Origin of the sequence: Streptomyces aureus (genome assembly GCF_000725495.1) — a bacterium.
Lineage (GTDB): Bacteria > Actinomycetota > Actinomycetes > Streptomycetales > Streptomycetaceae > Streptomyces > Streptomyces aureus_B.
The window spans coordinates 201,474-217,300 of the sequence record NZ_JNZD01000006.1; the positions used below are offsets into that span (position 1 = coordinate 201,474).

The window sequence follows — 15,827 nt, forward strand, 5'->3', positions numbered from 1 at the left end:
CGGACCGGGGGCGGTGGCGGTGGCCGTGCGGCGGAGTCCGGCAGCCGTACGGGGTCCACACGACCTCGGGTGGCGCCGGTACGGACTCCGCACGACCCGCGTCCGGCACCCGTACGACCCAGGTGGCGCCGCCGCGCGGCCGCCGCGTCGACCGCCCGGGACACCGGATCATCGGCGCCCGGGACGGACCGGTGGCCGGCGTGCGGTCAGCCGCCGTCGCCGCGCCGACGGCGTGCGGGCACGCCGTCGGCGGAGCCGGTCATCCCGTCTCGGTCCCCCCGACCAGGGAGAGCGTTCCGTCGAGATACGCCGCCCGCGAGGCACGGCGCTGGATCTTCCCGCTGGAGGTCTTGGGGATGGTCCCCGGGTGGACGAGCACGACGTCACGCACCGGCACGCCGTGGGCCTCGCTGATCGCGCCCCGGATCAGATCGATGATCTTCTCCGACTCCCCCGCCGCCTCCGGGGCCGTCTCGGCGACGACCACCGCCTGCTCGCCCGCCGCTCCGCCGTCGACGGAGAAAGCGGCGGTGCAGCCGGGACGCAGCGACCAGTGGGACATCTCGGCGGACAGTTCCAGGTCCTGCGGGTAGTGGTTGCGTCCCTCGATGACGATCAGGTCCTTGAGACGCCCGGTGACGAAGAGCTCGCCGTCCCGCAGGAATCCGAGGTCGCCGGTGCGCAGGAAGCGGCCTTCGTGGCCCGCGAGGGTGGCCCGGAAGGTCTCCCGGGTGGCGAGCGCGTTGCGCCAGTACCCCTTGGCGACGCTGGCGCCCGACACCCAGATCTCACCGACCTCGCCCTCGGGCAGCTCTTCCTGCCGATCGGGGTCGGCGATCACCAGGGTGACGCCGGGGCCGGGCCGGCCGGAGCCGACGGCGGCCGCGTCGACGGACCGGGTGTCCGGGGCACCGAGGTACGGCCCCGCGCCGTCGGCGGCGACGGAGGCACCGGTGCCGGCCGTCGCGGTGGCGTCGGCTGTCGTGCCGGCCGCCAGTGTCGGCGGGGCGTGCACCGAACCGCCGGTGACGATCAGCGTGGATTCGGCCAGGCCGTAGCACGGATACAGGGCCTCACGACGGAATCCCGCCGCGCCGAAGGTCTCGGCGAACCGGCGCAGGGTCGCCGCCCGCACCGGTTCGGCGCCGTTGAAGGCGACCCTCCACCGGCTCAGGTCGAGGGTGTCGAGGAGGTCCGGGGTGACGTGCTTGAGGCACAGCTCGTAGGCGAAGTTGGGGCCGCCGCTGGTGTGCGGACGGTACCGGCTGACGGCGGTCAGCCAGCGTTCGGGCCGCTGCAGGAAATGGAGCGGGGAGAGGAGGGTGGCGGTGACACCGAGGTAGACCGCGTTCAGGACCGGGCCGATGAGCCCCATGTCGTGGTAGACGGGCAGCCAGCTGACGAAGAGTTCACGGTCGTACTCCTCGATCACGTCGGGCGTGTGGCCCATGCGTTCCGTGATGACCCGCTCGTTGTCCAGCAGGTTCCCGTGGGTCACCATCACCCCGCGCGGGGCGGAGGTGGATCCGGAGGTGTACTGGAGGAAGGCGACCGAGTCCGGGGTGAGGTCGGGCTCGCGCCAGGACGCGGCCGCCGCGTCGGGGATGTCCTCGGTGGCGACACAGGTGATGTCGGCCAGTTCGGGCAGGTCTTCCGTCATGGTGGCGAGGGCCGCGATCACCTCGCGGCCGCCGAGGATCACCTGGGCGTCGGCGTCGGCGATCAGGCGCTTCATCCGGAGAACGGCGCGGTGGTTCTGCGAGCGCCCGTGCGGGGGCAGGCCCGGTACGGCGACCACGCCGGCCGAGAGGCAGCCGAGGTACCCGCAGATGAACTCGATGCCGGGCGGATACAGCAGCATGACGCGGGAGCCGGCCAGACCGCGCTCCTGGAGCCAGGCGGCGACGGCCCGGGACCGCTGGGCGAGCCGCCCGTACGAGATGTCCTGGATCTCTCCGTCGCAGTCACCCGTGACGAGGTAACGGAAGGCGGTTCGGTCGGGCTGCGCGGAAGCGTGCAGAGTCAAGAGATCGACCAGGGAACGAGCCATAAGAGGAGTCTCACCTGTTCGGATAAGTGAGCGAAAAGAGTGGACTTCGAAGGCCGCGTCATGGATACGCGCAGATGCCGTGTCCGCCTGGCCCCCTTGCCAGAACGTCCATCTCGACCAATCCGCCCGGGAATCGCCGACGACGCTCGCGTCGGCTCCCCGTGGCCCCCTACGGATTGCTACCAACGAGTAACACCCTAGCAAGTTCGGCCGACTCGACAGATGTAACCCCGGGTACTAAATGGGGAATTGGGCGATCTGACGGTCTGTCACCACCCATGAACAGGGTGAAGTCGCTGGTGGGCGGCTTGACTTGGATCAAGATGTGGAGCGCGTCACGTATGCCGGACAAGTTCCGGGCCGGCCGGTCGCCCCCTCTCGCGAAGCCACGCCGTCCGGTCCACCACGGAGACGGAGAGCCGCCCGATGCCCACCCCGGGCGCCACCCGGGCGGACCGGCCTTCACCAGAGCTTCACCAAGGCGCCATACTGTGCCCATGAGCACGTCATCAGCCGGCCCTCAGGCCACCACGCCGGCCTCTCCGTCACCTTCGCCGTCCCTCGCCGGCCCCTTCACCGGACCCCGGACGCAGCCCCGGCGGGCGTGGTGGATCGCCCCGCTGGCCGGTGTCCTGGTGGCGGTGCCCGTCCAGCTCGGCGCCGCCTTCCTGCTGCTGATGTCCCCCATGGCGCTGGACTCGTGCAGCTCGGCCAACCCCTGCGGGCACACGGAGGCCGCGATGGGCGCGAGCCTGGTGCTGTTCCTGCTGGCGCTGCTGTCCCTGGGCGTGCCGTGGTACCCCGCGAAGAGGAAGAGCCTGGGTGTGGGGATCGGGGTCAGCCTGATCCCGCTGGGACTGACGCTGGCCTCCATCGGCACACTGCTCACCGGGATCGGACTCGGCTGAGGGCAATCCGCGTCGCACGCACGGTGTCACGACAGTGGGCCGGAGCGCGGACCGCCGCCTCTCGATCCCGCACACGAGGGGACCCCTTCAGACGCATGTAGCATCGGGGCACCGGAAGTAAAAAACGTGTGGCCTCGCAGGACCTCGACCCCGGTCGATGGGCAGGGGACCGCACGCGCATACGCGGACTCGCACGAGCCGCCACTTCTTCACCTCGAAGGAGTGCGCGATGAAAGTCCGACGTCAGGGAACGGTCGAGGGCGTCAACGCCCCGACCGGACAAGCTGGTTCACCACAGTCCCTTCGCGAGGCCGGGACGGCTCTCGCGGGGCTGTCCGCGGTGTTCCTGTTCGAAATGCTCGACAACTCGATCCTCAACGTCGCCCTGCCGACCATCGGCCGCGAGCTGTCCGCGTCGACGACCGTGCTGCAGTGGGTCACGGGCGTCCCCTACGTCTGATCAGAGCCGAGTTGTACGAACGATCCTCTCCAGTCCGGCAAGCTTCTACGATCTCGATCCATGACGACCGCCGATTGCTACCCGTGCAGCAAGGAAGGGGAGTTCGACCGGCTTCCCCCACGCGAGTGTGTGGCGTACGACGAACACTGGCGGGTGGTCCACGCCTTCGGCACAGCGGTGCCCGGCTGGCTGGTGCTCCTCCCCCGGCGCCACGTGACGGCGATCCACGACCTCACGGACGCGGAGGCCGCCTCCCTCGGGGTGTGGCAGGTCGACCTCTCCCGGGCGCTGCGGAGCGTGACCGGCTGCGCCAAAACCTACGTCGTCCAGTTCGCCGAAGCCGCGGGATTCGCGCACGTGCACTTCCACGTCGTACCGCGGATGCCGGATCTGCGGCCCGAACACCGCGGCCCGGGCGTCTTCGACCTGCTCCGGAGCCCCGATCAGGCCGTGACCGCCGACGAGGCGGACCGCCTGGCCCTCGCCCTCCGGTCGACCTGGTCCGGCGGAGCGGTGCGGCCGCCCGGATCGCGTTCCGATTCCTGAGCTCGGACGCCGACGGACAGGCGGGACAGGGCCCGACCGGATTCGAACCGGCGTCCTCCTACATGAGGTGAAAGGCGCGACGACCACTGCGCTACGAACCCTGTCCCGCAGGCGATCATACGAGCCGCCCCGGGCCGCACCGATCACGATTCAGGCACCACCGCGGGGTCGACGCGCCGCACCACTCCGGCTCGAAAGGCATCAGGGCGCAGGTGCCCTCAGGCCTTGCGGGCCATCCCGGCCGCGATGAGGTGTTCCCATACCGTGAGTTCCCGGCCGGCACCGCCGATCGACGGCTCGGCGACCTGGGCGGGGCGCCAGAGCGAGGCGGGGACGACCCCGGGGTCGAGGATCTCCAGTCCGTCGAGCAGGGACGCGATCTCCTCGTCGGTGCGCCAGCGTCCGCGCCCGAACGTCTTCTGGAGGACCTTCTCCGCCTCGGCCGTCTCCGCGTTGTTGCCCGAACGGAAATGGCTGACGAAGAAGTAGCTCCCGGAGGGCACGCGCTCGCGCCAGTAGCGGACGATCGCGGCCGGGTCCTCCTCGTCGTTGACGTGATGGAGGATGGCGCTGAACACGACCGCCACCGGACGTTCGAAGTCGATCAGTTCCCGGGTCTCGGGGTGGTTGTAGACGGCCTCGGGGTCGCGGACGTCCGCCTCGATGACCCGGGTCCGGTCGTTCTCCTCCAGCAACGCCCTTCCGTGCACGAGCACTTGGGGGTCTATGTCCACGTACACCACCCGGGACTCGGGGGTGTGGCGCTGCGCGACCTGGTGGACGTTGTCGGCGGTCGGCAGTCCGCTGCCCAGGTCGATGAACTGGGTCACGTCGGTGGTCGTCGCTATCTCCGCGACCGCGCGGGTCAGCGCCGAGCGGTTGGCGAAGGCGATCGCCACCGAGCCGGGGAGGTCCCGTTTGAACACATCGCCGATCTCCCGGTCCACGGCGTAGTTGTCCTTGCCGCCCAGCAGATAGTCGTACACGCGCGCGATGCTGGGCCTGGTGGCGTCGATCGAGGTGCCTTCGCTCGTCATGACGACCATCCTCCCCCGCGGAAGAACTCGCTGCCCAGCACTTCGACGCATCGATCCAATGAGCCCTGGAGGAAGCGGGATTCAGCCCGTCCGCGTGGGCACGGCGCGGGTATGGGGTGCCGTCACGCCCGGCCGTGGGCCAGAAGGGCCGTGTGGGGCAACACCAGTTCGCCGCCGGGAGCGGCGAACTCGGCGCTCAGCGCGGCGAAGTGGTCCTTGATCCGGGCGACGACCTCCGGAGGCTGGCTCGTCACGATGCGGCCGATCGTCGCGACTCCGGCGGCAGGTCCGCTCCACCACTCCTCGGCCGTCGTGCGGTGCTCCCAGGTCACGGTGTCGCAGACGACGTCCGTCAGACCCGCCGCACCGAGCAGCTCGGCGAACCCCCGCTCCGTACGCGGGAAGTCGTCCTCGGGAGCCAGGGACGGTACGTGGTCGGGACGCGTGACGCCCGCCGCCTGGACCGCCCTGCCCAGCAGCGCCTGCCCGGCGGCCGAGGGAACCGCCCAGACGGTGGCGGCGATCCGCGCGCCGGGCCGCGTCACCCGGCGCAGCTCGGTGAGGGCCTGTCGAGGCCGACCGACGTGGTTGAGGACGAAGTTGGCGACCACGGCGTCGAACGCGTCGTCGTCGAACGGCAGACGGGGAAGTACCGCCAGCCGTACGTCGGCCGCCGGAGCCGCCAGTGCGGCCCGGGCCACCATGTCGGGCTCGGCGTCCACCGCCGCGACCTTCGCTCCCCGCTCGCCCGCGAGCACGGCGGCGGTACCCGTGCCCGTACCGACGTCGAGGACCCGTGTCCCCTCCCCGACCCCGGCGGCGTCGAGGAGTGCGGGCACCGTGTACGCGCACAGCCGGGCGAACCCGCCGGCGTAGGCATCGGCCCGGCCCTCCCAGGCCCGCCGCTCCGACTCGTCGAACCCCGTCTGCGCCACTCGTCCGCTCCCCGCCGTCCGAACCCTGCAACCGTCACCCCGGCGACAACCACCGCGGCGTCCCGACGCTAACCCATGGCCGACCGGCCCGGAGGTACGGCACCGGACCAACGGGCCTGGAGCCGCAGCGCCGACGCGCGGACGGCTCGCGGGGTGTCCGGACGGGACGCCCCCGATCGGCCGATCCGCGCGGCCCGGTGACGGGCCGTCGGCCACCGGGCGGAGCGGGTGCGTCCGGACCGGTCGCCCCAGCCAGTGCCGCCAGACCGGCAGGTTTCTGCCGGTCGGCCCTGCCGGTCTTGCCGACCTTTCGGCCTTGCCGGCCTTGCCGATCCGGCTGGTCCGGCCGATCCGGCACGTCTCGCTCGTCCGGTCCGTCTCGCCGGTCCGGCCCGTCAGCCGATGAGGTCGATGGCCGCCTGGTCCCCCTTCTCCCTGAGTTCCCCGGCCGCCTTCTCCGCCTCCGCGGCGACCTCGGCCGCCTCGCGCTGCTGATCTGGCGACAGGCCCTCACACGCACTGGGCACGCTGCCGTCCGGGTGCGCCACGAACGCGGCGGCACAGCGATCGACCGGGTCGGCGAAGCCGGAGTCCGCCTGCCCCTGGCCCGCTGTCCCATCCGGCGCGGCGGAACCCGCCGGGTCCGTGTCCCCGTCGGACAGGCCGGGCACTCCCAGTCCGGCCGAGGCTCCGGGCGTCTGCCGCCCGCCGGAGCCGGACGGATCCGCCGTGTCGTCGCCGGAGCAGCCGCTGAGCAGCGCGAGTGCGGCCAGTGCGAGGGCGGCCGGGATCGTACGGTGGTGCACAGGTTCTCCCCGAAATCTCCTGGAACATGATCGGCCGCCAGGCTGGCAGAGCCGACCTCGGCCCATACCTGTGGTGACGATCCTGTGACAGTGAGTTCCCCCGACCGCACACACGTGCGGGCGACCGCACCGGACTCCCGATGAAACCGGGGCAGTTACCGCACCGGGCCGTCCGCGCCACGAGGGCCGGGCCCGAGCAGCAGCACCACTCCCCCGGCCCTCATCACTCGCGGGTCACCCCTCGCCGGTCACGCGCCGGCCATCCCCGCCCTCGCCCTTCGCCTCGTCCCGCAACGGGAACGCCATCATGCTGACGCCGAGGGGAACGGTGCCCGGCGTGTGGGGCGGCCGGGCCGCCGCGTGGAGTTCGTCGGCCAGTTCGGCGAGGCGGCGCCGGACGGTCTGCCAGGTTCCGGGATCCACCCACAGTTCGGCGTCGACGGTCACGCCGTCACCGCCCGCCTCACGGCGCCCCGCACGTTCCCGAAGGGTGTGCGCCATGGTCTCCGCCAGCATCGGGGTCCCGTCCTGCTGGTCGGACAGCGGCGTGCCCTGGACCGCCCGATAGCGGCGCTCCCTGCCGCCGCGGCGGGTGCGTTCCTCCGCCAGTTCGACCAGACCGACCGCGTCCAGCCGACGCAGATGCTGACTGGCCAGCGCGTGCGACACGTCCAGCTCGCGGGCGAGCTCGGCGGCCGACATCGGTCCCGGCCACATGAGGCTGAGCATCCGCAGCCGCAGGGGATGGGCGAGTGCGCGCAGGACGGGATCGGTTTCGGTCACGCAGCCAGCGTAGAGCGCGCAACGCCGGGGCGGACCGACTACCACCAAGCATTTCATTGGGGGTAGGTTGTGCGCTCAGTCGCCGACCGACGACGAGAGGGGGCGGGCGTGGGCTGGAACACCTTGAGGGTCGTGCGGGACCGCAACGCGGGTCTGTATCTGGGCGGAGTTGTCGTCTCCGGTTTCGGCGACTCCGCGATGTCGCTGGCCGCCGGCATCTGGGTCAAGACGCTCACCGGTTCCAGCAGCCTGGCCGCGCTCGTCAGCTTCTGCATCTGGCTGCCGACCTTCGCCGGTCCCGCGATCGGCACCGTGGCGGACCGGGTGCGCCGTCGTCCACTGCTGGTCGCCACCAACCTGGCCCTGGCCGTCGTCATGACCGCGGCGCTCGCCGTGCGCTCGCCGGGACGGGTCTGGCTGCTGTTCGTCGTGCTGACGCTGGTCGGGGTGGGCATGGTCCTCACGGACGCGGCGGAGACCGCACTGGTGGCGGCTGCCGTGCCTGACGAACTGCGCGGCGACTTCAACGGCCTGGTGCTCACCGCCATCGAGAGCATGAAGCTCGTCGCACCGCTGGGCGGCGCGGCCCTGTTCGCCGCGTTCGGCGGCCCGACGGTCGCCCTCCTGGACGCGGTGACCTTCGTCCTGGCCGCGGCCGCCTTCTGGCTCATCCGGGCGGAGGAGGGCCCGCCCGCGGCGCGCGTCGGCCGGTCGTGGACCGCCGAGACCGCCGAAGGCGCCCGCTATGTGCGCCGGCACCCGGTCCTGCGCCCGCTCGTCCTCACGAGTGGGACGACGCTGGTGCTGGGCGCCGTCAGCAGCACGGCCACGTACGCGATGCTGGACGCCGGACTCCACCGGTCCCCCGCCTTCGCGGGCGTGCTCACCTCGCTCCAAGGGCTGGGTTCGGTCGTCAGCGGGCTGGCGGCGGGTGCGCTGATGCGCAGGATGCCGGTGCGCGCCTTCGCGGCGGCCGGACTCACGCTCTTCGCCCTCGGCGTGCTGGCGCGGGCGACTCCCTGGCTGCCCGTCGTGCTCGGCGGTGGTCTGTTGATCGGGCTCGGCCTGCCCTGCCCGCTGATCGCCGCACTGACAGCGGTCCAGCGGCACACACCGGCGAAGCTGCTCGGCCGGGTCGCGGCGACGGCCGGCACCCTGATGTACGCACCCACCGGGCTCGCCCTGCTCGTGGGTACGGGCCTGGTCGCCCGCCTCGACTACCGGGTGCAGCTCGTCGCCGCGGGCCTGTGCGGCCTGGCGGCCGCCTCCGCGCTCACCCTGACGGGCCGCGACGCGCGGACCACGGCCGCGGCGGGCGAGCGACCCGCGCCCGAGATCCATCGGTGACGACGCCGCACCCCGATGAGGTCCGGCGTGAACAGCGTTGTGAGCTGGTCGAGTTGATGCGGGCAGGGCGCGATGTGGCGGTGGACTACAGTTTCCGGAGTCGCGCCGCCAGGAACCCTTACAAGGCGCTGATCGAGAACTCCGGACACCGCTGGGAACTGCTCCACCTCAAGGCCGGCCCGACGACGCCGCACCATCGCCTCCACGCGAGGACGGCAGGACGGCACCGCCGCCGAAGAACGGAGGACGATGGTGCAACAGTGGCCGGAAGGGCCCGCCGCCGATCCCGAAGCGGCGCGGGAGCGGTACGACTCCGACATGCGGGCGACGCGCAAGGCGATGCGGGAGGTCATCCGCGCCGATGTGCCGACCGCTCACCTCGGCCTGGGAATCGTGGTCGTCGCCAGTGTGGTCCTGAGCTGTTTCGGGGCTCCCGTCGTCGGGGTGTGCGTGGGCGGAGCCTTCGCCGCACTGTTTCTCGCGGCAGCGGCGGTCATGTTCCTTCGAGGCGTTCGGGGCCGGGACGCGTGGCGCCGGGCCTATGTGTTCACCTTCGGGTGGGCGAACTGGGTCTAGGGCCCTGACCGGTAGGGTTCGCCGGGTCGGAGCCAGTCTGAGCCGGGTCGAAGGGAGCAGCACGGTGTTCGTCGAGATCGTCCTTGCCGGTCTGCCCGTCGATCGCGACGAGGTCGAGGAAGCGCTGGAAGCCGCGCTGGGCCCCGACGGCGAGATCACCGGGGCGGGCGGCGGCATGGGACGCTGCCACCTCGACGTCGAGATCGAGGCGCCCCTGGACCCCGGTCTCGCGGTGGAGCGGCTGCGTGCCGTGCTCGCCGACCTCGGCGTCGAGGCCTGCGCGACGTTCAACGTGAGCGCCTGACAAGGGCGCCGCCCCTTCACCGGAAGCCCGTTCAGCTACAGCCCGTACGTCCTGCCGATGATGTCGCGCTGGATCTCGCTCGTCCCGCCGTAGACCGTGGACACGACCGTCTGCCGGAGCAGGGCCTCCATCTCGTACTCCGTGGCGTAGCCGTAGCCGCCCATCATCTGCATGCCCTCCAGGGTCACGTGCTTGGCGAGTTCGGTGCACTTGAGCTTCACCATGGACGCCTCGCGGGCGAAGACCCGGTCGGGTTCGGCCTCGATGGCGGCGGCGACGTCGTCCAAGAGGAGCTGGGCGCAGGCGAGTTCGGTGGCCATGTCCGCGATGCGGTGCTTGAGGGACTGGAACGAGCCGACCGCCCGGCCGAACTGCTCGCGCCGGCGGACGTACGCCACGGTGTCGTCGAACGCCCGCCGCGCCACGCCCAGCATCAGCGCCCCGAGGATCATCCGTTCCAGGTTCAGCCCGGCCATCAACTGGCTCCACGCCTGTCCGGGGGTTCCGACGACGGCCGAGTCCGGTACGAAGGTGTCCGTGAAGTAGAGGTCGTTGACGTCCTTGCCGCCCATGGTGTCGATGCCCCTGATCCGCAGGCCGTCGGCATCGGTCGGCACCATGAACTGGGTGAGTCCCTCGTGCTTGGTCCCGCCTCGTCCGGTGCGGGCGATGAGCAGGATGTGGTCGGCGAAGTGCGCGTTGGAGCACCAGGTCTTCTGCCCGTTGACCAGGTATCCGCCGGCGGTGCGTTCCGCGCGGCAGGTGAGCGCGGCCACGTCCGATCCGGCGCCCGGTTCGGACATCGAGATGGCCTCGACCCGACCCCTGGTCACTCCTTCGAGCACGACGCGCTTCTGGGTGTCGGTGCCGAACTTGTCGTAGGCGGCGGCCGCGATGACGGTGGTCCCGAATCCGCTGATGGGCGCGCGCCCGTACGAGGTCTCCTGAAGGAACAGGCAGAGGTCCACCATGCCGCGGCCCGCGCCGTCGTACTTCTCCGGCACGGCGATGCCCAGCCAGCCGAGGGCCGCCATCTTCTCGTAGAGCCGCTGGTTGTGCTGCTCCTGGCCGTTGGCCGTCAGCTTGTCGCGCTGTTCCTTCGTGCCGCACTCGCGGCGGCAGAAGTCGCCGATCGCCTTGACCAGGTCGCGACGTTCGTCCGTCAGGGCTCGGGGCATGGTGTCCCTCTTCCTCTCACTTCACTGCGGATGCGGTCCTGAGGGGTGTCGGTCCTCCCGCGCCGGAGCGGGAAAAACGGTGTCGAGCAGGTTGAGCAGGAGGACCGGGTGGACCGGGTCCGGCGAGACCCGGCGGCACAGGTTCCACAGGCGCCTCCCTGATTCGGTGAAGACCCTGGCGCTCTCGCCCGGCCTGTGCTCCTCTGGATGATACTGAGAGCCTCAATGTGTTTCATCGTATCAGGAAGTCGGACTCAGGGAGGAGTTCAGCGCGATGGACGGACTGAGCAGGCGCAAGATGTTGACGACGGGAGGGGCCCTGGGCGCCCTCGGGGCACTGGGTCTGGCCGCACCAGCCGACGCCCGCCCCCTGTGGACATGGGCACCGGACACGTCGGTGGCGGGCTCCGGATCGGGCCTCGACCCGCAGTGGGTGTGGGACGAGGAGGCCGATCCGGTGCTCGCCGCCGTCCTCGACCGGGGCGGGATCGCCGCGATCAACGATCAACTGGCCACCTGGACACGCAACGACCAGGCACCGCCCGCCGGACTCCCCGCGGATCTGCGGGAGTTCATGGACCAGGCACGTCAACTGCCCTCGTGGGCCGACCGGACCAAGCTCGACCGTGCCGCCCGGATCAACGCGACGAAGGGCATCTACATCGGGGCGCTGTACGGCCTCGGCAGCGGCCTGATGAGCACCGCCATCCCCCGGGAGTCGCGCGCCGTCTACTACTCCAAGGGCGGCGCGGACATGAAGGACCGCATCGCCAAGACGGCGAAGCTCGGCTACGACATCGGGGCCACGGACGCGTATCTGCCCCAGGGTTCGATGATCGTGACCGCGGTGAAGACGCGGATGGTGCACGCGGCGGTACGGCACCTGCTGCCGCAGTCGCCGGCCTGGGTCCGGACCAGCGGGGGCCAGGCGACGCCGATCAGCCAGGCGGACATCCTGGTCACCTGGCACAGTCTCGCCACCTTCGTCATGCGCAAGATGAAGGAATGGGGCGTCCGGGTGAGCACCGCGGACGCGGCCGCGTATCTGCACGTGTGGCAGGTCAGCGCCCACATGCTCGGCGTGCGCGACGAGTACATCCCCGCGTCCTGGGACGCGGCCGACGCCCAGTCGAAGCAACTGCTCGACCCGCTGCTGGCCTCCACCCCCGAGGGCAAGGCGCTGACCGACGTCCTCCTCGGTATCGTGGCCCAGCTCGACCTCGGTCTGACCCGACCCCTGATCAGCGCGTTCTCCCGCTACACGCTCGGCGACCGGATCGGCGACATGATCGGGCTGTCGAAGGAGCCGATCCTGGAGCCGCTGATCGCGACCGTCTGGCCGCTCCTGGTGGCCTTCCGCGAGGGGCTCATCCCGCTGCCCGCGATCCCGGCGGTCGCCTGGACCTTGGAAGAGGCGCTGCGTCAGTTCGTCCTGCTCTTCCTGAACGAGGCGCAGCCGATCGCCATCACGATCCCGGACACGAACCGCCCCGGCTGACCCGCACCGCCCGAACCGCACGAACCACCGGACCCACCCGAACGCTGCCAGGGGCGGCAGTCCACCCACCGCCCACCGCCCCTGGCAGCACTCCCGGACCATCGAGCACGACGCCTGGCGTCACGCGGCCCACATCACGCGGCCGGCGTCGCGGCGCCCTCGCGCTCGTCCCCGGCCGAACCGCCGTCGCCGGCGGGACCGTTGTCCGCGACGGCCCGGCGGCGGGCGAGCCCCACCGCGACGGCCGTCACCAGGAGGGCGGCGGCGAGCAGCCCGAGGGGCACTCCAGTACTCAGCCACCACCAGGCGCGTTGCGCGGTGGAGGCGCCCTGGGCCTGCTTGCGCACCGAGGCCGGTGCGCCCTTGACGGTCACGTCGGTGACGGGGAACAGCGCGACCGGGCCGTCCGGGGTCTGCGTCCGGGCGAGCACCGTCTGATGGAGACTGCCGTTCAGCGCGAGGCCGGTGTCCGCGTCGACCCACCCGGTACGCGCGGTGGTGGAGGTGTATGTGAGAGGTACCGCCTCGGGCAGGGCCGCCAGCACGACCTTGTCCGGTCGCCGGTCCGCGGGCAGGGCGGCGGCGAGGACCGTCACCGCGCTCCGGGGAAGGGCCGCGGGCAGGGCCTTCAGGGTGGCGGGGTCGGCGAGCGGTCCGGTGGCGTCGACGGTGTACCGGTACGCGTCTCGCCCCTCCACCGACTCCTGACCCATGTAGCGCGCGGGCACCGCCTTGCGGATGCCCGTGTCCCAGAAGCGGTAGTCGCGCTTCTCGGGTTCCAGCGGCCAGGAGATGACCAGTCCGGTGTGCCGCTCGGCGCCGGAACCGGCGGGAGCGGGGCGCTCGGCGAGGGTTCGCCGGTCCACCGCCCAGGTGTGCCGGGCGGCGTTCAGCTGCTTGCCGTCCCGGCTCCGCAGCACGGCCCGGTCGAGGACCACGGCGGTCTCGCCGCTGGTGTCCTTCACGGCGACACGCCAGTCCAGGGTGACGGGCAGGTCGCGCAGGAAGGCGTGGGCGCTGTCTCCGGCCTGCAGGGCGGGGGCGTTGAGCAGGGAGGCGGTGCCCCGGTAGTGGAAGGTGGTGTCGGCGTCGGACGGTATGCGATGGAGGTCGGGATAGAGGGTGAAGCGGGTGACCGCGGAGGCGGCCACCAGGACCACCGCCGACCCGGTCAGAATCCAGCTGCTCTTGCGCATGGCGCTCTCCTCGGGACGGGATGCCGATGGGCTGCCACTCGATGTGCGTTCAGCTGTACTTAGCGAGCGCTAGGTAAGTTACGAGCCGTGCGACACAGGGTCAATACTCCTGCCCGAACCCCGACATGCCGTACACAGAGCGCCTTTTGACGCACGACACCCGGCACGGGCGGGATCGATTCGCCCACGTTTCCCTAGCGATCGATAAGTAGCGGAATTGGGCCGCGGGCCGGCTCCCGCACACACGGATGCACCTCTCCGCGCGACCCCACACGCACCGGCCGCCACCCCCGCACCAACCGGACACACACCGCCCGGCGGCGCGGCTTCACGTCACGGGGCCATACCTTCAAGGCTCCCGTCGAGACCCGAGTGGATCACACGGACGTAATCGTTCCGCAACCTTGACTGTATTGGTCCAGTCCAATAACGTCACCCCCGCACAGAACCCCACATGATTCAACTCCCCCCAACCGTCCCTGTGCTGACGGACCATCACCCCCTCCGGGAGGGCCCCCCGTGGTTTCCCGTCGTTCCTTCCTGTCCGGAGCCGCCGCCGTGGCCGGTACGGCCGCGCTCAGCCCGTTCTCACCGGTCTCCCCGCTGACCTCGGCCGCCGCGGCGGCGGGAGTCTCGCTCCCCGTGAAACTGGCGAACAACTCCGGACACGACACCGTCTACGCCTACATATCCGGTACCGACAGCAGCGGCTGGCCGGTCTTCGTCTCGGCGAACGGCGCCTTGAACCGGCTGCCCAACCCGTCGTCCGCGGTGACCCCCATCGCCGACTACTCGATCGCGCTGGGCGCCTCCGGTTCGGCCGCCAAGACCATCACGCTGACCGACTACGTCATCGGCGGCCGCGTCTGGTTCTCGGTCGGCCAGAAGCTCCAGTTCTTCGTCAACCCGGGCACCGTGCCCGGAGTGGTCCAGCCGGCGCTCGTGAGCTCCGACCCCAACTGGGCCACCAACTGGACGTTCTGCGAGTTCACGTTCAACAGCGCCAACCTGTACGCGAACATCTCCTACGTCGACATGGTCGCCCTGCCGATCTCGATGTCCAGCACCGGCAGCGGGGGCAACCAGTCGGTCAGTCCGCTGCCGGCCGGCGCCCTCGGCTCCATCGCCTCCGGACTGCAGGCCCAACACGCCTCCGATGGGGCACCCTGGGACCGGCTGGTGGTCACCGACTCATCCGGTGCGGTCCTGCGTGTCATGGCACCCGCGCACTCGCCGGTGGGCTTCGGCGGCTACTGGGACGACTATCTGAACCGGGTCTGGAGCCACTACGCCTCCACTCCGCTGACCATCAACGGCCAGGGAAGCATCGGCAGTTACACCGGCACGGTCTCGGGCAACGCCATCGTGTTCTCGGGTCTCAACACCAACGGGGTCCCGTTCACCAAGCCGAGCGCCGTCGACATCTTCGGCTGCGCGTCCGGTCCCCTCTACAACTCCGGCGGGGACGCCCGCGGGGCGATCGCCGCCCGGCTCGCCGCCGCGATCAACCGCAGCTCACTGCTGGTCTCCGGCGGGAACAACAACCCCGACGGCGTGACCCCCTCGCAGTACTACACGGACCCGATCACCAACCACTACGCACGGCTGGTCCACAAGTACGCGAGCATCGGCTACGCCTTCCCCTACGACGACGTCGGCCCCACCGGGTCGGCCCCCGTCGACGGGCACATCCAGGACGGCGCGCCCACCTCGTGGAGCATCACCCTGGGCGCGGGCAGCGGCTCCGGCGGAGGATCGGGGGGCGGCTCGGGGTCGGTCAGCGCCTACAGCACCATCCAGGCGGAGTCGTACTCGGCGCAGAACGGGACCACCACCGAGAGCTGCTCCGACACCGGCGGCGGCAGCGACGTGGGCTACATCTCGAACGGCGACTGGCTGAAGTTCTCCTCCGTCGACTTCGGTTCGACCTCCCCGGCCCAGTTCAAGGCCCGCATCGCGTCGGGGGCCGCTGCCGGGGTCAGCGGTGCCATCCAGGTACGGCTCGACAGCACGAGCGGCACGAAGATCGCCGAGATCGACTTCGCCAACAACGGCGGCTGGCAGAACTGGCAGACGGTCCCCGCGAACGTCGTCGCCTCCGCCACCGGGGTCCATGACGTCTATCTGGTGTTCTCGGGCAGCACGTCGGACTTCACCAACGTCAACTGGTTCACCTTCACCAGCTGACATCCGGAACCGGCGG

The 15,827-nt window shown here is 71.0% G+C and carries 15 protein-coding genes and 1 pseudogene; 8 read left to right on the top strand and 8 right to left on the bottom strand.

Annotated elements, in window-relative coordinates; all coding sequences use genetic code 11:
- Positions 1 to 259: 259 nt before the first annotated feature.
- Positions 260 to 2,050, bottom strand: coding sequence for a fatty acyl-AMP ligase (locus IO36_RS13605; protein WP_037619749.1), 1,791 nt, complete (start codon positions 2,048 to 2,050; stop codon positions 260 to 262).
- 497 nt (positions 2,051 to 2,547) lie between these two features.
- On the opposite strand from IO36_RS13605, the gene IO36_RS13610 reads away from it, so the two are divergent.
- From IO36_RS13610 to IO36_RS13615, 3 genes are all read left to right on the top strand, one after another.
- Complete coding sequence (locus tag IO36_RS13610; RefSeq protein WP_158997336.1) at positions 2,548 to 2,958, top strand: hypothetical protein; 411 nt, start codon at positions 2,548 to 2,550, stop codon at positions 2,956 to 2,958.
- A gap of 229 nt (positions 2,959 to 3,187) precedes the next feature.
- Positions 3,188 to 3,418: a hypothetical protein gene (locus tag IO36_RS47705; RefSeq protein WP_107065700.1), complete on the top strand. Its 231-nt coding sequence runs from the start codon at positions 3,188 to 3,190 to the stop codon at positions 3,416 to 3,418.
- 60 nt (positions 3,419 to 3,478) lie between these two features.
- Positions 3,479 to 3,964: an HIT family protein gene (locus IO36_RS13615; protein ID WP_037619751.1), complete on the top strand. Its 486-nt coding sequence runs from the start codon at positions 3,479 to 3,481 to the stop codon at positions 3,962 to 3,964.
- Between the two features lie 27 nt (positions 3,965 to 3,991).
- Here IO36_RS13615 and IO36_RS13620 read toward each other — a convergent pair.
- From IO36_RS13620 to IO36_RS13640, 5 genes and pseudogenes are all read right to left on the bottom strand, one after another.
- A pseudogene (locus IO36_RS13620) lies at positions 3,992 to 4,065 on the bottom strand.
- A gap of 117 nt (positions 4,066 to 4,182) precedes the next feature.
- On the bottom strand, positions 4,183 to 5,001 hold the full coding sequence (locus IO36_RS13625; protein WP_037619752.1) for an SAM-dependent methyltransferase: 819 nt from the start codon (positions 4,999 to 5,001) through the stop codon (positions 4,183 to 4,185).
- 122 nt (positions 5,002 to 5,123) lie between these two features.
- Positions 5,124 to 5,936 (bottom strand): class I SAM-dependent methyltransferase, encoded by an 813-nt coding sequence (locus IO36_RS13630; protein ID WP_037619753.1) that lies wholly within the window; start codon positions 5,934 to 5,936, stop codon positions 5,124 to 5,126.
- A gap of 395 nt (positions 5,937 to 6,331) precedes the next feature.
- Positions 6,332 to 6,742: a hypothetical protein gene (locus tag IO36_RS13635; protein WP_037619754.1), complete on the bottom strand. Its 411-nt coding sequence runs from the start codon at positions 6,740 to 6,742 to the stop codon at positions 6,332 to 6,334.
- 234 nt (positions 6,743 to 6,976) lie between these two features.
- Positions 6,977 to 7,525, bottom strand: coding sequence for an ArsR/SmtB family transcription factor (locus IO36_RS13640; protein WP_037619755.1), 549 nt, complete (start codon positions 7,523 to 7,525; stop codon positions 6,977 to 6,979).
- 108 nt (positions 7,526 to 7,633) lie between these two features.
- Here IO36_RS13640 and IO36_RS13645 point away from each other — a divergent pair, with 108 nt between their 5' ends.
- The 3 genes from IO36_RS13645 to IO36_RS13655 all read left to right on the top strand — a co-directional run bounded on the left by IO36_RS13645 (position 7,634) and on the right by IO36_RS13655 (position 9,752).
- Entirely contained in the window at positions 7,634 to 8,872 is a 1,239-nt protein-coding gene (locus IO36_RS13645; RefSeq protein WP_037619756.1) for an MFS transporter, read from the top strand.
- A 249-nt stretch (positions 8,873 to 9,121) separates the two neighbouring features.
- On the top strand, positions 9,122 to 9,448 hold the full coding sequence (locus IO36_RS13650) for a hypothetical protein (RefSeq protein WP_245173258.1): 327 nt from the start codon (positions 9,122 to 9,124) through the stop codon (positions 9,446 to 9,448).
- Positions 9,449 to 9,512: 64 nt separating this feature from the next.
- Positions 9,513 to 9,752 carry a hypothetical protein gene (locus IO36_RS13655; protein WP_037619757.1) on the top strand — a complete coding sequence of 80 codons (240 nt, stop codon included), beginning with the start codon at positions 9,513 to 9,515 and terminating at the stop codon, positions 9,750 to 9,752.
- A 35-nt stretch (positions 9,753 to 9,787) separates the two neighbouring features.
- Here the strand turns inward: IO36_RS13655 and IO36_RS13660 are convergent, their stop codons facing one another.
- Positions 9,788 to 10,930: an acyl-CoA dehydrogenase family protein gene (locus tag IO36_RS13660; protein ID WP_037619758.1), complete on the bottom strand. Its 1,143-nt coding sequence runs from the start codon at positions 10,928 to 10,930 to the stop codon at positions 9,788 to 9,790.
- Between the two features lie 274 nt (positions 10,931 to 11,204).
- Between IO36_RS13660 and IO36_RS13665 the strand changes: the two genes are divergently transcribed.
- Positions 11,205 to 12,428, top strand: a complete 1,224-nt coding sequence (locus IO36_RS13665; RefSeq protein ID WP_037619759.1) for an oxygenase MpaB family protein — start codon at positions 11,205 to 11,207, stop codon at positions 12,426 to 12,428.
- A 134-nt stretch (positions 12,429 to 12,562) separates the two neighbouring features.
- On the opposite strand, the gene IO36_RS13670 is transcribed toward IO36_RS13665, so the two are convergent.
- Positions 12,563 to 13,624 carry a porin PorA family protein gene (locus tag IO36_RS13670; protein ID WP_051900396.1) on the bottom strand — a complete coding sequence of 354 codons (1,062 nt, stop codon included), beginning with the start codon at positions 13,622 to 13,624 and terminating at the stop codon, positions 12,563 to 12,565.
- Between the two features lie 519 nt (positions 13,625 to 14,143).
- Between IO36_RS13670 and IO36_RS13675 the strand changes: the two genes are divergently transcribed.
- The gene (locus IO36_RS13675) at positions 14,144 to 15,811 is read left to right on the top strand and encodes a beta-1,3-glucanase family protein (protein ID WP_037619760.1); all 1,668 of its coding nucleotides are present in this window, start codon (positions 14,144 to 14,146) and stop codon (positions 15,809 to 15,811) included.
- The last annotated feature ends 16 nt before the right edge of the window (positions 15,812 to 15,827 follow it).